Here is a 16,618-nt window from a genome sequence, read left to right as displayed (position 1 = left end):
CATGAGCCTCGACAACCCCTTCTTCATCAGCGGTCTCGCCCTGGTCGGTTTCGGTTTCATCAGGGCCGGCCTGCTGTACGTCCAGATCCTCCGCGACCGCAAGCAGGAGGGTAGTGACGCCGAGTGAGCCGCCCCGGCAACCGCTCCCCGACCAGGGCACGGGCCCTGCACCGCGCGGTCCCCCAGCTCCATCTGCACCTGCTCTGGGGCAAGGGCGCCAAGCCGTGGCACGCGCTCGGCCACCACCGCAGGCTGATCATGCTCGGCATCCTGCTGGGCCTGGTGGGCGCCGCGGCCTCTCTGGCCCAGCCCGCGGTCATCGGCTCCCTGGTCGCCTCCGTCGAGCAGCAACGCCCGGTGACGGTCCCCATCCTGATCGGCGCGGCCCTGTTCATCGCCGACGCGATCCTCGGCGCCCTCCACTCCTACGTCATCGGCCTGGCCGGCGAGAACATCGTCTACGACATCCGCAGCACCCTCGCCTCCCGGCTGCTGCGCTCCCGGTTCCGGGCGTACAGCGGCTGGAAGCAGGGCGACGTGTTCGCCCGGATGGTCAGCGACACCCTCCTCGCCCGCACCACGATGACGCACGCCATCGACAGCATCATCCAGAACGGCTTCCTGGTCATCGGCGGGATCGCCCTGATGGCCTGGGTCGACGAGGTGCTGCTCCTCGCCACGGTCGGCTGTCTCGGCATCACCAGCGTCATCTCGCTGTGGCTGGCGCGCGGGGTGCGCAAGGTGTCGATCACCAACCAGACCGACACCGGCAACTTCGGCTCCGCGCTGATGCGGGTGCTCGGCGCGATGCCGACCGTCAAGGCGTCCCGCGCCGAGGCCCGGGAGGCGGAGGGCATCGCGGACATCGCCAAGCAGGCCCGCAAGTCCGGGATCAAGGTGACGGTGCTGTCGTCGCTGCTCGACCCCACGATGAGCATCGGCACCCAGCTCGCCCTGACCGTCGTCATCGCCCTCGGCGCGGCCCGTACGGCGACGGGCGAGATGACCGCCGCCGACCTGACGGCGTTCATCCTCTACCTCTTCTATCTGGTGGCCCCGCTGCTGACGCTCTTCACGTCGATCGCCCAGTTCCAGATCGGCAGGGCCTCGATCGACCGGCTGGCCGAGCTGGGCATGATCGAGGTGGAGGGCGAGCGGGCGGCGGACGGCCCGGCCGACCGGAAGCGCGGCACCCGCCCCGCGAGTCCCACGTACGGCAGCGGTCTCGCCTTCGACGAGGTGGTCTTCGCCTACCCCCGCAGTGACAAGACCGTCCTCGACAACGTCTCCTTCACGATCCCCGCCAACGGTCTCACCGCCGTCGTAGGCCCGTCCGGCGCGGGCAAGAGCACCGTCTTCCAGCTCATCGAACGGCTCTTCGACCCGGTGTCCGGGGCGATCCGGATCGACGGTACGGACATCACCGACCTGCCGCTGAACCAGCTGCGGTCCATCGTCGGGTACGTCGACCAGGACCACACCCTGCTGCGGGGCAGCGTCCGGGAGAACCTCACGTACAGCGCGCCGGACGCCGGGGAGAAGGACATCGCCGAGGCGCTGCGCATGGCCAACCTGACCGAGGTGATCGGCGCGCTGCCGAACGGGCTCGACACCGAACTCGGCGACCGGGGCGCCGGGTTGTCGGGCGGTCAGCGGCAACGCCTCGCCATCGCCCGTACGTTGCTGCAGGCGCCCCGGTTCCTGCTGCTCGACGAGGCCACGGCCAACCTCGACAGCGAGTCGGAGAACGCGCTGCGCGACAGCATCGCGATGATCTCCGACTTCTGCGCGGTCATCGCCATCGCCCACCGGCTGTCCACCGTCACCGACGCCCGCCAGATAGTCGTACTGGACCAGGGCCGGGTGCACGCGGTCGGCACGCACGACGAGTTGCACCGGCACAGCGATCTCTACCGCCGGCTCGCCCGGCTCCAGGAACTGAGCGACGTGCCTTCCTGATCCGGAGCACCCGACCGGAGTCGCACTTCCGAAAGGAGAACCCGATGAACGACTTTCTGCTGGTCCCGTTCGTGGTGGCCCTCGGCATCGTCGGCTTCCTGATCGCCACCCGGGCCGTCAGCACCCCCGCCGTGATCGGCGTCGCGCTGGTGGTGCTGCTCGGCGCCTGTTCGCAGGCAAGAAGGAACGTCCACCCGAAGAACACCCCGGCCAAGAAGCGGAGGCAGCACCCATGAGCACGACCACCAACACGACGACTACGGACATCATCGACGACATCGGCTACGGCCGGCAGTTCGACGGCTGGTACCACCGCCTCTTCCCCGACGACGCCTCCGTCACCGCCGAGGTCGAACGCCTGCTCGCCCTCCACCCCGATCCGGCCTCGGGCACCGTCGAGTTCGGCGTCGGCAACGGGCGGATCGCGCTCCCCCTGTCACGGCACGTCGGCCGGATCACCGGCGTCGACTCCTCGCCGGAAATGCTGGACGTCCTGCGCCGCGGCCTCTCCGACGGCACTCCCGTCGACCCGGTGCACGCCGACATCCGCGCCTACGCCGCCGACCGCACCGTGGGGCTCGTGTACTGCGTCTGCGCCACCCTCTCCATGCTGCTGACCCCCGAGGAGCAGCGGCAGGCGGTGCGCCGCGCCGCCGACCTGCTGGCACCCGGCGGCAGGCTCGTCCTGGAGACCCACAACAAGGCGGCCGTCCTCGCCCTGCACGAGGGCCTCACCCGTGCCACCTACTTCACGCCGTACCCGGAGCCCGGCACCGGCCTGCAGAGCCACTCGGTGCTGCTGCCCGAGGGATCGCTCTGGCACCTCTCCCACGTCTGGTACGAGTCCGACGGCACCACGCGCGTGGGCACCGAGATCTCCCGGCTGACGGCGCCGGAGGAGCTGGACGCGTACGCCGTCGCCGCCGGCCTGGAACCGGAGCACCGCTTCGGCGACTGGCCCGCGGACGCGGAGCCGTACGACACGGACTCGCCGCTGGCGATCTGCACGTACGTCAAGCCGTACTAGCCGGCCCCGAGGCTCAGGACCGCACCGGATCCGCCCGTCCCGGGCAGTGGCGACGGGCGGGTCCTCCGGCCGGAGCCGTCAGCCGAGTTGGGCGGCAAAGATGTCGTACGCGTGTTCGTCGAAGAGTACGAACCGCACCTCTTCCACGTCGGTCTCCGCCTCCCGTACCGCCGTCACCGCGATGCGTGCCGCGTCCTCCAGCGGCCAGCGGTAGACGCCGGTGGAGATGGCGGGGAACGCGACCGTACGGGCGCCCAGTTCGTCGGCGACGCGCAGGGACTCCCGGTAGCAGGAGGCGAGTTGGCCGGAGCGGTCCGCAGAGTCGCCGCCGAAGACCGGACCGACCGTGTGGATCACCCACCTCGCGTCCAGTTCACCGGCGGTCGTGGCGACCGCCTTTCCCGTCGCCAGGCCCTTGCCGTAGTGACCGGCGCGCAGGGCCCGGCAGGCGGCGAGGATCTCGGGGCCGCCCCTGCGGTGGATGGCCCCGTCGACTCCGCCGCCACCCAGGAGTGAGGAGTTCGCCGCGTTGACGATCGCGTCGGCACTCTGTCGGGTGATGTCGCCCTTGACAAGCGTGATGGCGGTCATGACTGTCTCAGCCTTCTCCAGACGGCTTTCGCCGCGTTGTGTCCCGACATGCCGTGCACACCCGGGCCCGGCGGGGTCGCCGACGAGCAGATGAAGACGGCCGGGTGCGGAGTGGCGTAGGGGTGCAGGGTGAGCCGGGGGCGCAGCAGCAGCTGGAGGCCGTCGGCCGCGCCGGTGCCGATGTCGCCGCCGACGTAGTTGGCGTTGCGGGCCGCCAGTTGGGGCGGTCCCGCGGTGGCGCGGGCGAGGACGCGGTCGCGGAACCCGGGGGCGAAGCGCTCCAGTTGACGCTCGACGGCGTCGGTGAGGTCGCCCGTCCAGCCGTTCGGGACATGGCCGTAGGCCCAGAAGACCTGCTTGCCCTCGGGGGCCCGGGAGGGGTCGACGACGCTGGGCTGGACGGTGATGAGGAAGGGGGTGTCGGGTGCCCGGTTCTCGCGGGAGGCGGCGCGCAGGGCGGTGCCGATCTCGGCGCTGCTCGCGGCGACCTGGACGGTGGTCGCGGTGCGTGCCTCCGGCGCCCGCCAGGGCACGGGGCCGTCCAGCGCGTAGTCGATCTTGAAGACGCCGGCGCCGTAGCGATACCGCTCGTAGTGGCCGCCGAAGCCCGCGATCCGGGCCAGTGCGGTGGGTGAGGTGTCGAAGACGTACGCACGTGCGGGTGGCAGATCGTCCAGCCGCTTGACCTCGTATCCGGTGTGGACGGTGCCGCCGAGGTCGGTCAGATACGCGGTGAGGGCGTCGGAGATCGACTGGGAGCCGCCGCGTGCGACGGGCCAGCCGCGCGCGTGTGCCGCGAGGGCGAAGACCAGGCCGACGGCGCTGGTGGCGATGCCGTCGAGGGGGGCCATGACATGGCCGACCAGGCCTGCGAACAGGGCCTTTGCCCGTTCGTCGCGGAAGCGGCGCATGAGCCAGGTCGAGGGCGGCAGGCCGGCCAGGCCGAAGCGGGCGAGGGTGACCGGGTCGCGGGGCAGTGCGGTCAGGGGCAGGGACATGAAGTCGTGGGCCAGGGTGTCCCACCTGCTGAGGAACGGCTCGACGAGCCTGCGGTACGTCCCCGCGTCGCGCGGTCCGAAGGAGGCCGCCGTCTCGGCCACGGAACGGGCCAGCACCGCCGCCGTGCCGTCCGGGAAGGGGTGGGCCATGGGCAGGTCGGCGTGCAGCCACTCCAGTCCGTACCTGGTCAGCGGCATCGCCCTGAACGCCGGGGAGTTGACGCCGAGGGGGTGCGCGGCGGAGCACGGGTCGTGCCGGAAGCCGGGCAGGGTCAGCTCCTCGGTGCGGGCGCCGCCGCCGACGGTGTCGCGCGCCTCGAAGACGGCCACGGAGAAGCCGCGCCGGGCCAGCTCCACGGCGGCCGTCAGCCCGTTGGGCCCCGCCCCCACCACGACCGCATCGAGCATCGACGGCACCTTCGGACTCCTTTGTCAGCCGACGGCCACTTGAGATCAGGATATGCCGGGACACCGACACTGCCCGGCGCGGGTAACCTCGGCCGGATGACGCGCCGTTTCCGCATCCAATCGCCCGGCGATGACGCCGACGACACCGCCTGGTACTGGTTCGAGGTCGAGGACGACGGCTGGGTGCTGCGACAGGCGGTGTTCGAGGCCGCGCTGGACGTCCCGCGCTCCTGCGAGCCGCTCCAGAACCCCGACGGCACCACCTCGGGCGGTGCCTCCATGGCCGCTTCCCAGGCCCAACTGGCGCTGGTGCGCGAGCGGTTCGGGCGCCTGGGGGTGCAGCTCTACCAGACCGTGTACGGGGCGTTCACCGAGGGCGCCGTGGAAGTGCCGCCCGAGGCGGTGGACGTGGCCGAGTCGGAGTTCGAGCGGGCCTGGTCGACGGCCCTGCGGCACCGGCACCTGAGCCACTACGACTCGGGCCCGCTGCCGGAGGGCTCCCTGCTCACCGGCATGGTGTGCGCGCTGCCGTGGGGGCCGGGCCGGACGGGCCTGTTCGTGGACATCAACCTGCCGGTCGACGCCTTCGTGGACATCGCCTTTCTGCCCTTCGACCCCGGGGACTGGCCGGTGGTGGGCACCGTGGCCGAGTTCGAGGTCGTCACTCTCCGCTTCAGCTCGGCCCGCCCGCAGATCAGGCTCCGCCCGACAACAACTCCACCACCCGGCGAGCCGTGGCCGCGTCCCTCGCGGCGGTGAACGGCAGGGTGTTGCCGCCGGTTATGCGGAACGGCTCGCCGCCCCGGGTGAGATGGGCGCCGCCGGCCTCCTCGACGAGGAGGATGCCCGCGGCGTGGTCCCAGGCCGCCTCCCAGGAGAACGCGGTGGCGTCCAGCTCGCCCCGCGCCACGGCCAGGTACTCCAGGCCCGCCGAGCCGCAGGGGCGCGACTGGACGCCGTCCGTCCACAGGCCGAGGAGGGCGCGCTTCTGGGCGTCCGTCGTGTAGTCCGGGTGGGAGGTGGCCACCCGGAGGTCGCGGCCGGGCTCGGGCGAGCCCGCGTGCAGGGGTGTGCCGTCGAGGCGGGCGCCCTGCCCGCGGATCGCGGTGGCGAGCTGGTCGCGGGCCGGGGCGAACGTCCACGACGCGCGGACGATGCCCCGGTGGGCGAGTGCGACGAGGGTGCAGAAACCGGGTTCGCCGCGGACGAACTGCCGGGTGCCGTCGACGGGGTCGACGATCCAGACCGGCGCGTCGCCCTGTATCGCCTCGTACGAGTCGGGGTCGGCGTGCACCGCCTCCTCGCCGACGACGACGGAGCCGGGCAGCAGTTTGGGCAGCACCTCGGTGAGATACAGCTCGGCCTTGCGGTCGGCGTCGGTCACGAGGTCGTGTGGGCCGCTCTTCTGGTCGACCTCGTGGTCGGCGAGCCGGCGGAAGCGGGGCATGATCTCCGTGTCCGCCGCCTGGCGGACCGCTTCTTCGACGTCGGACGTGTGCCGGGCGAGAAACTCTTCGATGGTTTCGGTGTCTCCGATCATGGCTCCATGAGAGCACGCGCCACTGACAATCCCCGCCCGGCCGGTGGACAGGGGATGGAATCGCCCTGAATACCGGGATCCGGACATCAGCGACCTACGGCGTACCCCTGCATCCCGCGTGGATTGGCCGCCGCCGACAGGACGCCCGTCGCCGGATCCCGGGCGACCGCGCAGAGCCGCCCCTCGGACCACTCACCACCGACCGTCACGTCGTGCCCCCGGCGGCGCAGCTCCTCGACGACGGCGTCCGGCGTCCGGGACTCCACGGTGACGCTCCCCGGGGACATGCCTCGCGGGTAGAAGGACCCCGGGAAGCTGTCGTTGTGCCAGTTCGGGGCGTCGATCGCGCCCTGGAGGTCGAGTCCGCCGCGCACCTTCGGGCGCAGGGCGACGGCGAGGAAGAAGTGCAGCTGCCACTGGTCCTGCTGGTCGCCGCCGGGCGTACCGAACGCCAGTACGGGCACGCCGTCGCGCAGCGCGATCGAGGGCGTGAGGGTGGTCCGGGGGCGGCGGCCCGGGGTGAGCGAGTTCGGCAGGCCCTCCTCCAGCCAGGCCATCTGGAGCCGGGTGCCCAGCGGGAAGCCCAGTTCGGGCACGACGGGGTTGGACTGGAGCCAGCCGCCGCTGGGCGTGGCCGCGACCATGTTGCCCCACCGGTCGACGACGTCGAGGTGGCAGGTGTCGCCCCGGGTACGACCGTCGGCGGCGACGTCCGGCTCGCCGGGCACGCGCGGGTCCGGGAGCCCGGCGACGGTGGGCTCACCGGCGCCCACCGGGACCGCCCCCGGCCCGTGGACGGCGGCCACGCGCGCGTGCACGGCGATCCGCGGGCTACGCCCACCAGGGCTGCCGGGACGCAGCTCCCAGGACGCCTTGTCCCCGACGAGACTCCGCCGGGCCGCGTTGTAGTCGTCGGACAGCAGTTCGCCGAGCGGCACATCGCCCCCGCCGGACGCGTCCCCGTACCAGGCCTCGCGGTCGGCCATGGCGAGCTTGCAGCCCTCGATCAGCAGATGGACGTACTCGGCGGACCCGTACGCGGGCAACTCCGGCGGAAGAAGCGCGAGTTGCTGGAGGAAGGCCGGCCCTTGACTCCAGGGGCCGGCCTTGCAGAGGGTCCAGCCGCGCCAGTCGTAGGTGGCGGGAGCCTCGTAGGACGCGGAGAAGGAGGCGAGGTCGGCGGCGGTCAGCGTCCCGACGTGCCGCTCGCCGCTGGTGTCGAGGGTCGGACGCGCGGACTGCCGCACGAGCGCCTCGGCGATGAAGCCGGTCCGCCACACCTCCCGCGCCGCCTCGATCTGGGCGACCCGGTCCCCGGCTCCGGCGACCTCGGCGAGCAGCCGCTTCCAGGTGGCGGCAAGAGCCGGATTGCGGAACAACTCCCCGGCCCGGGGCGCCCGCCCGCCGGGCAGATAGACCTCCGCGGACGAGGTCCACTCCGTCTCGAACAGTTCCCGCACGGTCTCGACGGTCGCACCGACGTTCTCCACGGGCGCGTGCCCGTCCTCGGCGTACCCGATGGCGTACCGCAGAACATCGGCGAGCGACCTGGTCCCATGATCACGAAGCAGCAGCATCCACGCGTCGAAGGCCCCGGGCACGGCGGCGGCCAGCGGCCCGGTACCGGGCACGAGGTCGAGCCCCAGCCCCCGGTAGTGCGCGACGGTGGCCCCGGCGGGCGCACCCCCCTGCCCGCACAGCACCCGCACCTCCCCGCCGACGGGCGCGAGAACGATCGGCACCTCACCACCGGGCCCATTGAGATGCGGCTCGACGACATGCAGCACGAACCCGGCGGCGACAGCGGCGTCGAACGCGTTCCCCCCACCCTCCAGCACGGCCATCGCTGACTGCGAGGCCAGCCAGTGCGTGGAGGACACCATCCCGAAGGTGCCCTGGAGCGTGGGTCGGGTGGTGAACACGGGCGGCTCCTTGACTGGGACACACGATCCGATGATCGTACGTACCTCCTGGCCTGGCCTCAAAGACCGCCCGGGTGACTCCCGTCCCGCACCCCCACCAGCCCCGACTCATAAGCGAACACCACCAACTGCGCCCGGTCCCGCGCCCCCAGCTTCGTCATCGCGCGGCTGATGTGCGTCTTGGCCGTGAACGGGCTGATGACCATGTGGGCGGCTATCTCCTCGTTCGTCAGACCGCGGGCGGCGAAGGCCGTGACCTCGCGTTCGCGACGGGTCAGGCAGGCCAGGCTCGGTGGGGTGGCCCGGTCCGGGGGGCGGGACACGAACTCGCCGATCAGGGGTCGTGGCGGCCTGGCGCACCCCGCGCCACACCGACGAACACCTCGTCCGACTCATCACTTATGGGGCGTTCGCGACAGTCGATCGCATCGAAGGTGAATTGAGCGCTATCGGCACCGATTTGCGCATTCTGACGGACAGTCCGGGCGGCCGATCATGAACGACAGTCATCGCACAGCCACGGAGCGAGTTCTTACTTCCGCCCCACAGGCAGTCATGTGACACTGGCGTCCCGTCCGGAGTGCGGACCCCTCTCCGCACCGTCCCCCACGAGAAGTGCGCCTTGAGCCTTCCTCTGCCGCTCGCGCTCGTCACCCGCCTGGCGCCGGTCGCCGTGCTCGCCACGGCCGGCTGGGCGTTGTCCTCGGGTCCGCTCGCCGCGTCACCGACCGCCGACGACAAGGACACCGCCACCACGGGCGCGTCCGCGTCACCCACCGAGCCCTCCACCACGGCGGCCACGAAGACCTTCACCGCCGCGCCCGTGCCCTGCACGAGTGTGAAGCCCGGGACCATCAAGTCCCTTGTCCCGGGCGCCAAGGCGGCCGGCAAGGAGATCCCGTCGACGGACACCAACGCCCGCCGCACCTGCTCCTGGAACGCGCTCAAGGGGTTCGACTACCGCTGGCTCGACGTGTCGTTCGAGCTGTCCGACACGGACGCGGCGGCAGAGAAGACCTACAAGGACCGGCTGACGGAGAAGAGCGGCGGCGGCGAGGTGCCGGGGCTCGGCGACGAGGCCTACTCCGTCGTGAACCTCACCACCGAGGACAAGCAGCAGACCCGTGAGGGCGTGGTGCTGGTCCGCGCGTCGAACGCGCTGGTGGTGATCACGTACAACGGCAGCGACTTCGAGTCGAAGAAGGCGCCGAGCACGGATGTGATCAACAAGGGCGCCATCAAGGCCGCCCGGGACGCGGTGGCAGCGCTGGAGGGCGGCCGGTAGGAACACCGGCCGCCCTCCGCACCGCCCGTCGCGGGGTCGTCAGGCCTTCAGGTCCGCCTTCGCCTTCCCGCTCGCCAGCATCAGCACCAGGTAGAGCGCCATCGAGGTGCCCAGCCCCACGGCCCAGCCGTAGTCCGCCAGCGAGGACAGCGCCGGGATGGGCCGCCCGTCGATGATCGGCGCGAAGTTGGCGCCGCCGACGGCCAGTACGCCGCCGACCAGGAACGCGACGACCGCACGCCAGTTCCAGCCGTTGTCGTACCAGTAGCGTCCGCCCGAGCGGTACAGGTCGGCGAGGTCGAGCTTGCCTCTGCGCAGGATCCAGTAGTCGGCGATGAGGATGCCGGCGACCGTGCCGAGGAGCCCGCCGACGAGGCCGAGCCAGGTGAAGATGTAGCCCTGCGGGTCGGAGTACAGCTTCCACGGGAAGATCAGCACGCCGAGTACGCAGGTGGCGAGCGCGCCCGTCCGGAAGCTGATCTTCCGGGGCGCGATGTTGGAGAAGTCGAAGGCCGGGGAGACCAGGTTGGCCGCGACGTTCACGGACAGGGTCGCCACCAGCACGGTGACCAGGGCGAACAGCAGACCGAAGACGTTGTCGGTCTTGGCGGCGAGCTGTACCGGGTCCCAGATGGCCTCGCCGTACACGGCCTGCGAGCCCGAGGTGACCATCACGGACAGGAACGCGAACAGGGTCATCGTGGTCGGCAGACCGAGCGCCTGCCCCCACGTCTGGGCCTTCTGGCTCTTCCCGTACCGGGTGAAGTCCGGGATGTTCAGCGACAGCGTGGACCAGAAGCCGATCATGCCCATGAGGGCGGGCGCGAAGATCTTCCAGAAGTCCGGGCCGTAGCCCAGCTTGGAGGGCTGGTCGAGCAGCGGGCCGAAGCCGCCGGCCTTGTCGGCCATCCACCACAGCATCACACCGGCGCCGAGGAGCACGAAGGGCGCGGCCCAGTTCTCGAAGCGGCGGATCGTCTCCATGCCCCGGTAGATGATGGCGACCTGGATCGCCCAGAAGATGGCGAAGGACAGCCACATGGTCCAGGCGTAGCCGCCGATCTTCCCGGCGTCGCTCCAGCCGTTGCCGATCAGCTTCCCGGCGAGGAAGTAGATCGCCTCACCGCCGATCCAGGTCTGGATCCCGAACCAGCCGCACGCCACCAACGCCCGTACGACAGCTGGGAGGTTGGCGCCCCGGATGCCGAACGAAGCACGCGCGAAGACCGGGAACGGGATGCCGTACTTGGGCCCGGCGTGCCCGGTGAGCAGCATCGGGATCAGCACGATCACGTTCGCCAGGGCGATCGTGAGCACGGCCTGCTTCCAGTCCATGCCGACCGCGATCAGACCCGAGGCGAGGGTCCAGGACGCCGTGTTGTGGGCCATGCCCACCCAGAGAGCCGAGAAGTTGTACGTGGTCCAGGTGCGCTTCTCGATCGGAACCGGCAGCAGGTCCTCGTTGGCGTACGGCCCGCTGGGTGCGGGCGCGTCGGGGGAGATCTCCACCCGGCCGTCGGGGAGGGTGACTTGGGAGGACGGCGTTATGGCCGTCGGAGCGGTGTCGGTCATGGGCAGGCCAATCAAACGAGGGGCGGATCCGGAAAGGCCGTGCGGGGTCTCCGGCCCCCTCCCTCGGGACGGCGAGGGAGGGGAGAACTGGAGTGGGGGGATGGGGAGTTGTGCGGTTGCGTGGTGGGTGGGTCAGCTGTTGACGGCGGGGATGACCGTCGTGCCGTACGCGTCGATGACCTTCTCCTGCGCGTCGTGCATGTCGTAGACCGCGAACTGGTCGACGCCCAGCTCACGCAGCTTGTTGAGCTTCTCGATGTGCATCTCGGGGGTGCCGATGATGCAGAACCGGTCGACGATCTCGTCCGGCACGAACTGGGTGTCGGGGTTGTCGGCGCGGCCGTGGTGGGAGTAGTCGTACCCCTCACGGGCCTTGATGTAGTCCGTGAGTTCCTCCGGTACGGCGGCGGAGTGTTCGCCGTACTTCGACACCAGGTCGGCGACGTGGTTGCCGACCATCCCGCCGAACCAGCGGCACTGCTCGCGGGCGTGGGCGAGCGCCTCGGGCGAGTCGTCGTCGGTGATGTACGCGGGGGCGGCGACGCAGATCTTCACCTCGGACGGGTCGCGTCCGGCGGCGACGGCGGCGTCCTTGACCGTCTTCACCATGTACTCGGTGAGGTAGAGGTCGGCGAGCTGGAGGATGAACCCGTCGGCCTCCTCGCCGGTCATCTTGAGCGCCTTGGGGCCGTACGCGGCCATCCAGACGGGGAGTTCGGCGCCCGGCCGCACCCACGGGAACTTGACGACCGTACCGCCGAGGTCGGCCTCGTCGCCCCGGCCGAGCGAGCGGATGACCTTCATCGCGCCGCTGATCCGGGCCAGCGTGTTGGGAGTTCGGCCGGCGACGCGCATCGCGGAGTCGCCGCGGCCGATGCCGCAGACCGTGCGGTTGCCGAACATGTCGTTGAGGGTCGCGAAGGTGGAGGCGGTGACCTCCCAGGTGCGGGTGCCCGGGTTGGTGACCATCGGCCCGACCGTCAACTTCTCGGTGCTGGAAAGGATCTGACTGTAGATCACGAACGGTTCCTGCCACAGCACGGCGGAGTCGAAGGTCCAGCCGTACGTGAAGCCGTTGCCCTCGGCGCGCTGCATCAGCTCGATGACACGCGAGGCGGGCGGGTCGGTCTGGAGGACGAGTCCGAAGTCCATCTGCTCCACTCCTAGTTCAGGTCAGGTACTGACAGGTGGAGCGGGGGGTGTAGACGCCGTGGCCCGCGCGTCCGGTGAACTCCCGCTCGGTGATGACGAGTTCGCCCCGCGAGAGGACGGTCTCGACGCGGCCGGTGAGCCGCTTGCCCTCGTACGCCGAGTAGTCGACGTTCATGTGGTGGGTCTCGGCGGAGACGGTCTGCTCGGCGTGCGGGTCGTAGATGACGACGTCGGCGTCGGCGCCCGGGGCGATGGTGCCCTTCTTCGGGTAGAGGCCGAACATCCGGGCCGGGGTGGCGCAGGCGATCTCGATCCAGCGGCGGCGGCTGATGTGCCCGTCGACGACGGCCTGGTGGAGGAGGTCCATGCGGTTCTCGACGCCCGGGAGCCCGTTGGGGATCTTCGAGAAGTCGCCGCGGCCCAGCTCCTTCTGGCCCTCGAAGCAGAAGGGGCAGTGGTCCGTGGAGACGACCTGGAGGTCGTTCGTGCGCAGTCCCCTCCACAGGGCGGCCTGGTGGTCCTTGGGCCGAAGGGGCGTGCTGCACACGTACTTGGCGCCCTCGAAGTCCGGCTCGGCGAGGTTGTCCGTCGACAGGAACAGGTACTGCGGGCAGGTCTCGCCGAAGACGTTGAGCCCCTCGTCGCGCGCCCGTGCCAGCTCGGCGACTGCCTCCTGCGCCGAGACGTGGACGACGTACAGGGGTGCCCCGGCGACCTGCGCGAGCTTGATGGCGCGGTGCGTGGCCTCCGCTTCGAGGAGGGCCTTGCGGACCTCGCCGTGGAAGCGGGGGTCGGTCTCGCCCCGGGCGAGCGCCTGTTCGACGAGGACGTCGATCGCGATGCCGTTCTCGGCGTGCATCATGATCAGGCCGCCGTTCTCGGCGGAGCGCTGCATGGCGCGCAGGATCTGGCCGTCGTCGCTGTAGAAGACGCCCGGGTAGGCCATGAACTGCTTGAAGGAGGTGACGCCCTCCTCGACCAGCAGGTCCATCTCCTTGAGGGTGTCCTGGTTCACGTCGGAGACGATCATGTGGAAGGCGTAGTCGATGGCGCAGTTGCCGTCGGCCTTGGCGTTCCAGGTGTCGAGTCCGTCACGCAGCGACTGGCCGACGCTCTGCACGGCGAAGTCGATGATCGTGGTCGTACCGCCCCAGGCGGCGGCCCGGGTGCCGGTCTCGAAGGTGTCCGAGGCGGCCGTACCGCCGAACGGCAGTTCCATGTGGGTGTGCGCGTCGACGCCGCCGGGGATGACGTACTTTCCGGTGGCGTCTATGGTCCGCTCGGCGCTCCACGCCTCGGCGGCGGGGGTGCCGGTGGCGGCGAGGGCGACGATACGGCCGTCCTCGATGAGGACGTCCGCGTGGAGTTCGTCGGACGCGGTGATGACTAGTCCGCCTCGGATGACAGTACGGCCGGTCATGGGTTCACGCTCCTCGGTTGTCTTCGAAGTGCCGGTTGTGTGTGGCTTGTCGCGCCCCGCGGCGGAGCCGCAAATGGACGCTGCCCCGCGCCCCTAAAGACAAAAGACAGGGGCGCGGGTGTGAGCGTCTGCTTGCTACGGAGCCGTCAGCGGCCCGTACGCCTCCGGGCGGCGGTCGCGGTAGAACTGCCAGCGGTCGCGGACCTCTCGGAGCTTGTTGAGGTCCAGGTCGCGGACGACGAGTTCGGTCTCCTTGTCGCTCGCCACCTCGCCGACGAACTGGGCCTCCGGGTCCACGAAGTACGAGGTCCCGTAGAAGTCGTTGTCGCCCAGTTCCTCGACGCCGACCCGGTTGATCGCGCCGACGAAGTACTCGTTGGCGACGGCCGCCGCAGGCTGCTCCAGCTGCCACAGGTAGGCGGACAGGCCGCGCGAGGTGGCCGACGGGTTGAAGACGATCTCGGCGCCTTCGAGGCCCAGCGCACGCCAGCCCTCCGGGAAGTGCCGGTCGTAGCAGATGTAGACGCCGATCTTGCCCACGGCCGTCTCGAAGATCGGCCAACCCGCGTTGCCCGGACGGAAGTAGAACTTCTCCCAGAACCCGGCGACCTGCGGAATGTGGTGCTTGCGGTACTTGCCGAGGTACGAGCCGTCCGCGTCGATCACGGCGGCCGTGTTGTAGAGGACGCCCGGCTGCTCCTCCTCGTACATCGGCAGGACGAGGACGATGCCCAGTTCTTTCGCCAGCGCCTGGAAGCGCTTGACGATCGGGCCGTCGGGGATCTGCTCGGCGTACTCGTAGAACGCCTTGTCCTGGACCTGGCAGAAGTACGGTCCGTAGAACAGCTCCTGGAAACACATGACTTGAGCACCCTGCGCCGCGGCGTCGCGGACCGCCTGCTCGTGGACCTGGATCATCGACTCCTTGTCGCCCGTCCAGGCAGTCTGGAAGATGGCGGCGCGAATCACCCTGCTCATCGGGACCTCCGGTCACTCGGTGTACGCCGAGCCTAGGAAGCCTGGAGATCGGGTTTGAGTTGCACGGTGTCACGCCTGCGGGCATCCGGCGTTCCACGGTGTCACCCTGACTTGGGCCCATGTTTCACCACTGTTTTCCCAGGTCTTTTGATGTTTCGGAGCGGTAAGACGAAGCATTGGAACGAGCGCTATCGGCCTTGCTGAGCGTCGTGCGCGAGGAGTGCGATGTGCACGGAGGCGGCCTGCTCGAAGTCGTCGAGATCGAGCCCGAGCCGCGCCTCTATCGCCTCCAGACGGCGGTAGAGCGCGGGGCGCGAGACATGATGCAGTTGCGCGGTACGTGATTTGTTGCGCCCTGTGGCGAGATAGGTCCGCAGGACCGGCAGCAGCTCGGACTCGCCCTCCACCCCGCACAGCAGCCCGTCCAGCTCCCGCTCCGCGAACGCCTGCACATGCGGATCGTCCCGCAGCAGCCGGACCAGACCGCGCAGCCGTACGTCCCTCAGGTACACAAGGACCGGCAGATCCTGCCCCGCCGGCGTGTCCGCGACGGCCGCGGCGACGTGCAGCGCCTCGCGCAGTCCGGTGGGTACGTCGTCCCAGGAGCCGAGCGCCTCGGCGGCGGCCACGACGGTCCGGCCGCCGCCGGTCTCCGTACGCAGCCGGACCGCGAAGTGCGCGGCGAGCGCCTTGGCGTCCTGGTCGCGGGCGAGGCTCAGCAGGACGGCGGTGGCGTCGTCGGCCAGCTCGGCGACCAGTCCCGGCAGGCCCAACAGGCGTAGTACGCGGTCGAGTTCAGCGGGGTCGCCGTCCCGTACGACGAGCGGCACGAAGGTCCGCCGGTTGACGGGGAGTCCGGCCGCCCGGGCACGCGGTAGCAGCTGCCTGGCCGGTACGACGCCGCTCACCAGGTCCGTCAGCAGGCTCTGCGCCGACTGCTCCTCCCAGGTGTGCACGGAGCCCCCGAGCATGCGGTGCAGGACGAGCGCCTCGGCGGCCCGGTCGGCGAGCAGCCGTCCGGTGGCGACGTCACCCCGGTACCCGCAGAGCACGATCCGCCCCCACCGCTCCCCGCGCCCGCCCAGCTCGGCCCGGATCCAGCCGTCGCCCTCGCTCCCGCCCGCCTGCCGGGAGATGCGCTCCCAGTCCCGCAGCACGTCGTCGACGGACGACCGGTCCCCCGAGGTGGCGAGGACACGATGGGCGAGGTTGGTGACGACGACGGGACAGGCACTGTGCGAGGCGACCTCGTCGAGCAGCAACTGCATAGGCGCACCTGAGGTGATGAGTCCCGTGAGAGCGGTCCGTACCGTCTCCGACAGGCTCACGGCGGCGAACTTCCGCCGTACCAGCCGGGATTGGACCTCCTCCGTCAACTCCGCGAAGGGGAAAGGCCGATGGAGCACCACCATCGGCAGCCCGCACCGCTCGGCAGCGCGCCGCATGACGTCCGGCGGCGCCGGAAAGGCGCGGCCGAGCCCGAGGACGACGGCGGCGGCCTCCGCCCGGTGCAGGGACCGGATGTACTCGGCCTGGGCCTCTTCATCCCCCGCGAGCAGCACTCCCGTCGTGAGGATCATCTCGCCGCCGCTGAGCATCACGCCGACATCGGCGGCCTCGGCGACATGCACCCAGCGCACGGCCCGGTCGAGATGGCCGGCCCCGGCCACCACCTCGGGCTCGCCCGCGAGCACCCGTTCCAGGCCGAGGACCTGACGGACGGAGAGGGCGGGTTCCAAGGTGGTGGTCGTAAGCATGGGGCCGAC

15 protein-coding genes and 1 pseudogene are annotated in these 16,618 nt (G+C 70.5%); 6 read left to right on the top strand and 10 right to left on the bottom strand.

The features are described from left to right. Position 1: 1 nt before the first annotated feature. From CW359_RS47095 to CW359_RS13135, 4 genes are all read left to right on the top strand, one after another. Complete coding sequence (locus CW359_RS47095) at positions 2–127, top strand: hypothetical protein (protein WP_269805588.1); 126 nt, start codon at positions 2–4, stop codon at positions 125–127. A 131-nt stretch (positions 128–258) separates the two neighbouring features. Further along, positions 259–1,959 carry an ABC transporter ATP-binding protein gene (locus CW359_RS13145; protein WP_232838386.1) on the top strand — a complete coding sequence of 567 codons (1,701 nt, stop codon included), beginning with the start codon at positions 259–261 and terminating at the stop codon, positions 1,957–1,959. A gap of 44 nt (positions 1,960–2,003) precedes the next feature. Next, positions 2,004–2,195: a hypothetical protein gene (locus CW359_RS13140; protein ID WP_105970075.1), complete on the top strand. Its 192-nt coding sequence runs from the start codon at positions 2,004–2,006 to the stop codon at positions 2,193–2,195. Further along, positions 2,192–2,986, top strand: a complete 795-nt coding sequence (locus CW359_RS13135; RefSeq protein ID WP_105970074.1) for a class I SAM-dependent methyltransferase — start codon at positions 2,192–2,194, stop codon at positions 2,984–2,986. Before CW359_RS13140 ends, CW359_RS13135 begins: the two co-directional genes overlap by 4 nt. A 78-nt stretch (positions 2,987–3,064) precedes the next feature. On the opposite strand, the gene CW359_RS13130 is transcribed toward CW359_RS13135, so the two are convergent. Continuing rightward, positions 3,065–3,577 (bottom strand): O-acetyl-ADP-ribose deacetylase, encoded by a 513-nt coding sequence (locus CW359_RS13130; RefSeq protein ID WP_105970073.1) that lies wholly within the window; start codon positions 3,575–3,577, stop codon positions 3,065–3,067. Beyond that, positions 3,574–4,983, bottom strand: a complete 1,410-nt coding sequence (locus CW359_RS13125; RefSeq protein ID WP_105970191.1) for a phytoene desaturase family protein — start codon at positions 4,981–4,983, stop codon at positions 3,574–3,576. The genes CW359_RS13130 and CW359_RS13125 overlap by 4 nt, the downstream gene beginning before the upstream one ends. Before the next feature lie 96 nt (positions 4,984–5,079). Between CW359_RS13125 and CW359_RS13120 the strand changes: the two genes are divergently transcribed. Next, positions 5,080–5,742 carry a hypothetical protein gene (locus tag CW359_RS13120; RefSeq protein WP_105970072.1) on the top strand — a complete coding sequence of 221 codons (663 nt, stop codon included), beginning with the start codon at positions 5,080–5,082 and terminating at the stop codon, positions 5,740–5,742. On the opposite strand, the gene CW359_RS13115 is transcribed toward CW359_RS13120, so the two are convergent. The 3 genes and pseudogenes from CW359_RS13115 to CW359_RS13105 form a co-directional block, all read right to left on the bottom strand. After that, complete coding sequence (locus CW359_RS13115; protein ID WP_105970071.1) at positions 5,678–6,523, bottom strand: inositol monophosphatase family protein; 846 nt, start codon at positions 6,521–6,523, stop codon at positions 5,678–5,680. The genes CW359_RS13120 and CW359_RS13115 overlap by 65 nt on opposite strands. Positions 6,524–6,609: 86 nt before the next feature. Beyond that, positions 6,610–8,445, bottom strand: a complete 1,836-nt coding sequence (locus tag CW359_RS13110; RefSeq protein ID WP_198655201.1) for a gamma-glutamyltransferase family protein — start codon at positions 8,443–8,445, stop codon at positions 6,610–6,612. Positions 8,446–8,504: 59 nt separating this feature from the next. Next, a pseudogene (locus tag CW359_RS13105) lies at positions 8,505–8,789 on the bottom strand (response regulator transcription factor); the annotation flags it as partial. Between the two features lie 278 nt (positions 8,790–9,067). Here CW359_RS13105 and CW359_RS13100 point away from each other — a divergent pair. After that, entirely contained in the window at positions 9,068–9,730 is a 663-nt protein-coding gene (locus CW359_RS13100; RefSeq protein WP_105970070.1) for a hypothetical protein, read from the top strand. Positions 9,731–9,769: 39 nt separating this feature from the next. Here CW359_RS13100 and CW359_RS13095 read toward each other — a convergent pair whose 3' ends face one another. From CW359_RS13095 to CW359_RS13075, 5 genes are all read right to left on the bottom strand, one after another. After that, positions 9,770–11,302, bottom strand: a complete 1,533-nt coding sequence (locus CW359_RS13095) for an NCS1 family nucleobase:cation symporter-1 (RefSeq protein WP_105970069.1) — start codon at positions 11,300–11,302, stop codon at positions 9,770–9,772. Between the two features lie 132 nt (positions 11,303–11,434). Next, positions 11,435–12,454 (bottom strand): TIGR03842 family LLM class F420-dependent oxidoreductase, encoded by a 1,020-nt coding sequence (locus CW359_RS13090; protein WP_105970068.1) that lies wholly within the window; start codon positions 12,452–12,454, stop codon positions 11,435–11,437. Between the two features lie 16 nt (positions 12,455–12,470). Continuing rightward, a complete protein-coding gene (hydA, locus tag CW359_RS13085; protein ID WP_105970067.1) occupies positions 12,471–13,874 on the bottom strand; it encodes a dihydropyrimidinase in 1,404 nt (467 codons plus the stop codon). 135 nt (positions 13,875–14,009) lie between these two features. Continuing rightward, complete coding sequence (locus tag CW359_RS13080) at positions 14,010–14,852, bottom strand: nitrilase-related carbon-nitrogen hydrolase (protein WP_105970066.1); 843 nt, start codon at positions 14,850–14,852, stop codon at positions 14,010–14,012. A gap of 188 nt (positions 14,853–15,040) precedes the next feature. After that, the gene (locus tag CW359_RS13075) at positions 15,041–16,609 is read right to left on the bottom strand and encodes a PucR family transcriptional regulator (RefSeq protein WP_105970065.1); all 1,569 of its coding nucleotides are present in this window, start codon (positions 16,607–16,609) and stop codon (positions 15,041–15,043) included. Positions 16,610–16,618 lie beyond the last annotated feature (9 nt).

The sequence above is a fragment of the Streptomyces geranii genome (assembly GCF_002954775.1).
GTDB lineage: Bacteria > Actinomycetota > Actinomycetes > Streptomycetales > Streptomycetaceae > Streptomyces > Streptomyces geranii.
Note: the sequence above shows the minus strand (reverse complement) of the source record. Positions and strands in the feature narration are given on the sequence as shown.

Bases quoted from the DNA above. Each gene is read 5' to 3' on its own strand.
- CW359_RS13130 (WP_105970073.1), bottom strand. From the start codon at position 3,577: ATGACCGCCATCACGCTTGTCAAGGGCGACATCACCCGACAGAGTGCC.
- CW359_RS13075 (WP_105970065.1), bottom strand. From the start codon at position 16,609: ATGCTTACGACCACCACCTTGGAACCCGCCCTCTCCGTCCGTCAGGTC.
- hydA (WP_105970067.1), bottom strand. From the start codon at position 13,874: ATGACCGGCCGTACTGTCATCCGAGGCGGACTAGTCATCACCGCGTCC.
- CW359_RS47095 (WP_269805588.1), top strand. From the start codon at position 2: ATGAGCCTCGACAACCCCTTCTTCATCAGCGGTCTCGCCCTGGTCGGT.
- CW359_RS13145 (WP_232838386.1), top strand. From the start codon at position 259: ATGCTCGGCATCCTGCTGGGCCTGGTGGGCGCCGCGGCCTCTCTGGCC.
- CW359_RS13115 (WP_105970071.1), bottom strand. From the start codon at position 6,523: ATGATCGGAGACACCGAAACCATCGAAGAGTTTCTCGCCCGGCACACG.
- CW359_RS13125 (WP_105970191.1), bottom strand. From the start codon at position 4,983: ATGCTCGATGCGGTCGTGGTGGGGGCGGGGCCCAACGGGCTGACGGCC.
- CW359_RS13095 (WP_105970069.1), bottom strand. From the start codon at position 11,302: ATGACCGACACCGCTCCGACGGCCATAACGCCGTCCTCCCAAGTCACC.
- CW359_RS13135 (WP_105970074.1), top strand. From the start codon at position 2,192: ATGAGCACGACCACCAACACGACGACTACGGACATCATCGACGACATC.
- CW359_RS13090 (WP_105970068.1), bottom strand. From the start codon at position 12,454: ATGGACTTCGGACTCGTCCTCCAGACCGACCCGCCCGCCTCGCGTGTC.
- CW359_RS13140 (WP_105970075.1), top strand. From the start codon at position 2,004: ATGAACGACTTTCTGCTGGTCCCGTTCGTGGTGGCCCTCGGCATCGTC.
- CW359_RS13120 (WP_105970072.1), top strand. From the start codon at position 5,080: ATGACGCGCCGTTTCCGCATCCAATCGCCCGGCGATGACGCCGACGAC.
- CW359_RS13080 (WP_105970066.1), bottom strand. From the start codon at position 14,852: ATGAGCAGGGTGATTCGCGCCGCCATCTTCCAGACTGCCTGGACGGGC.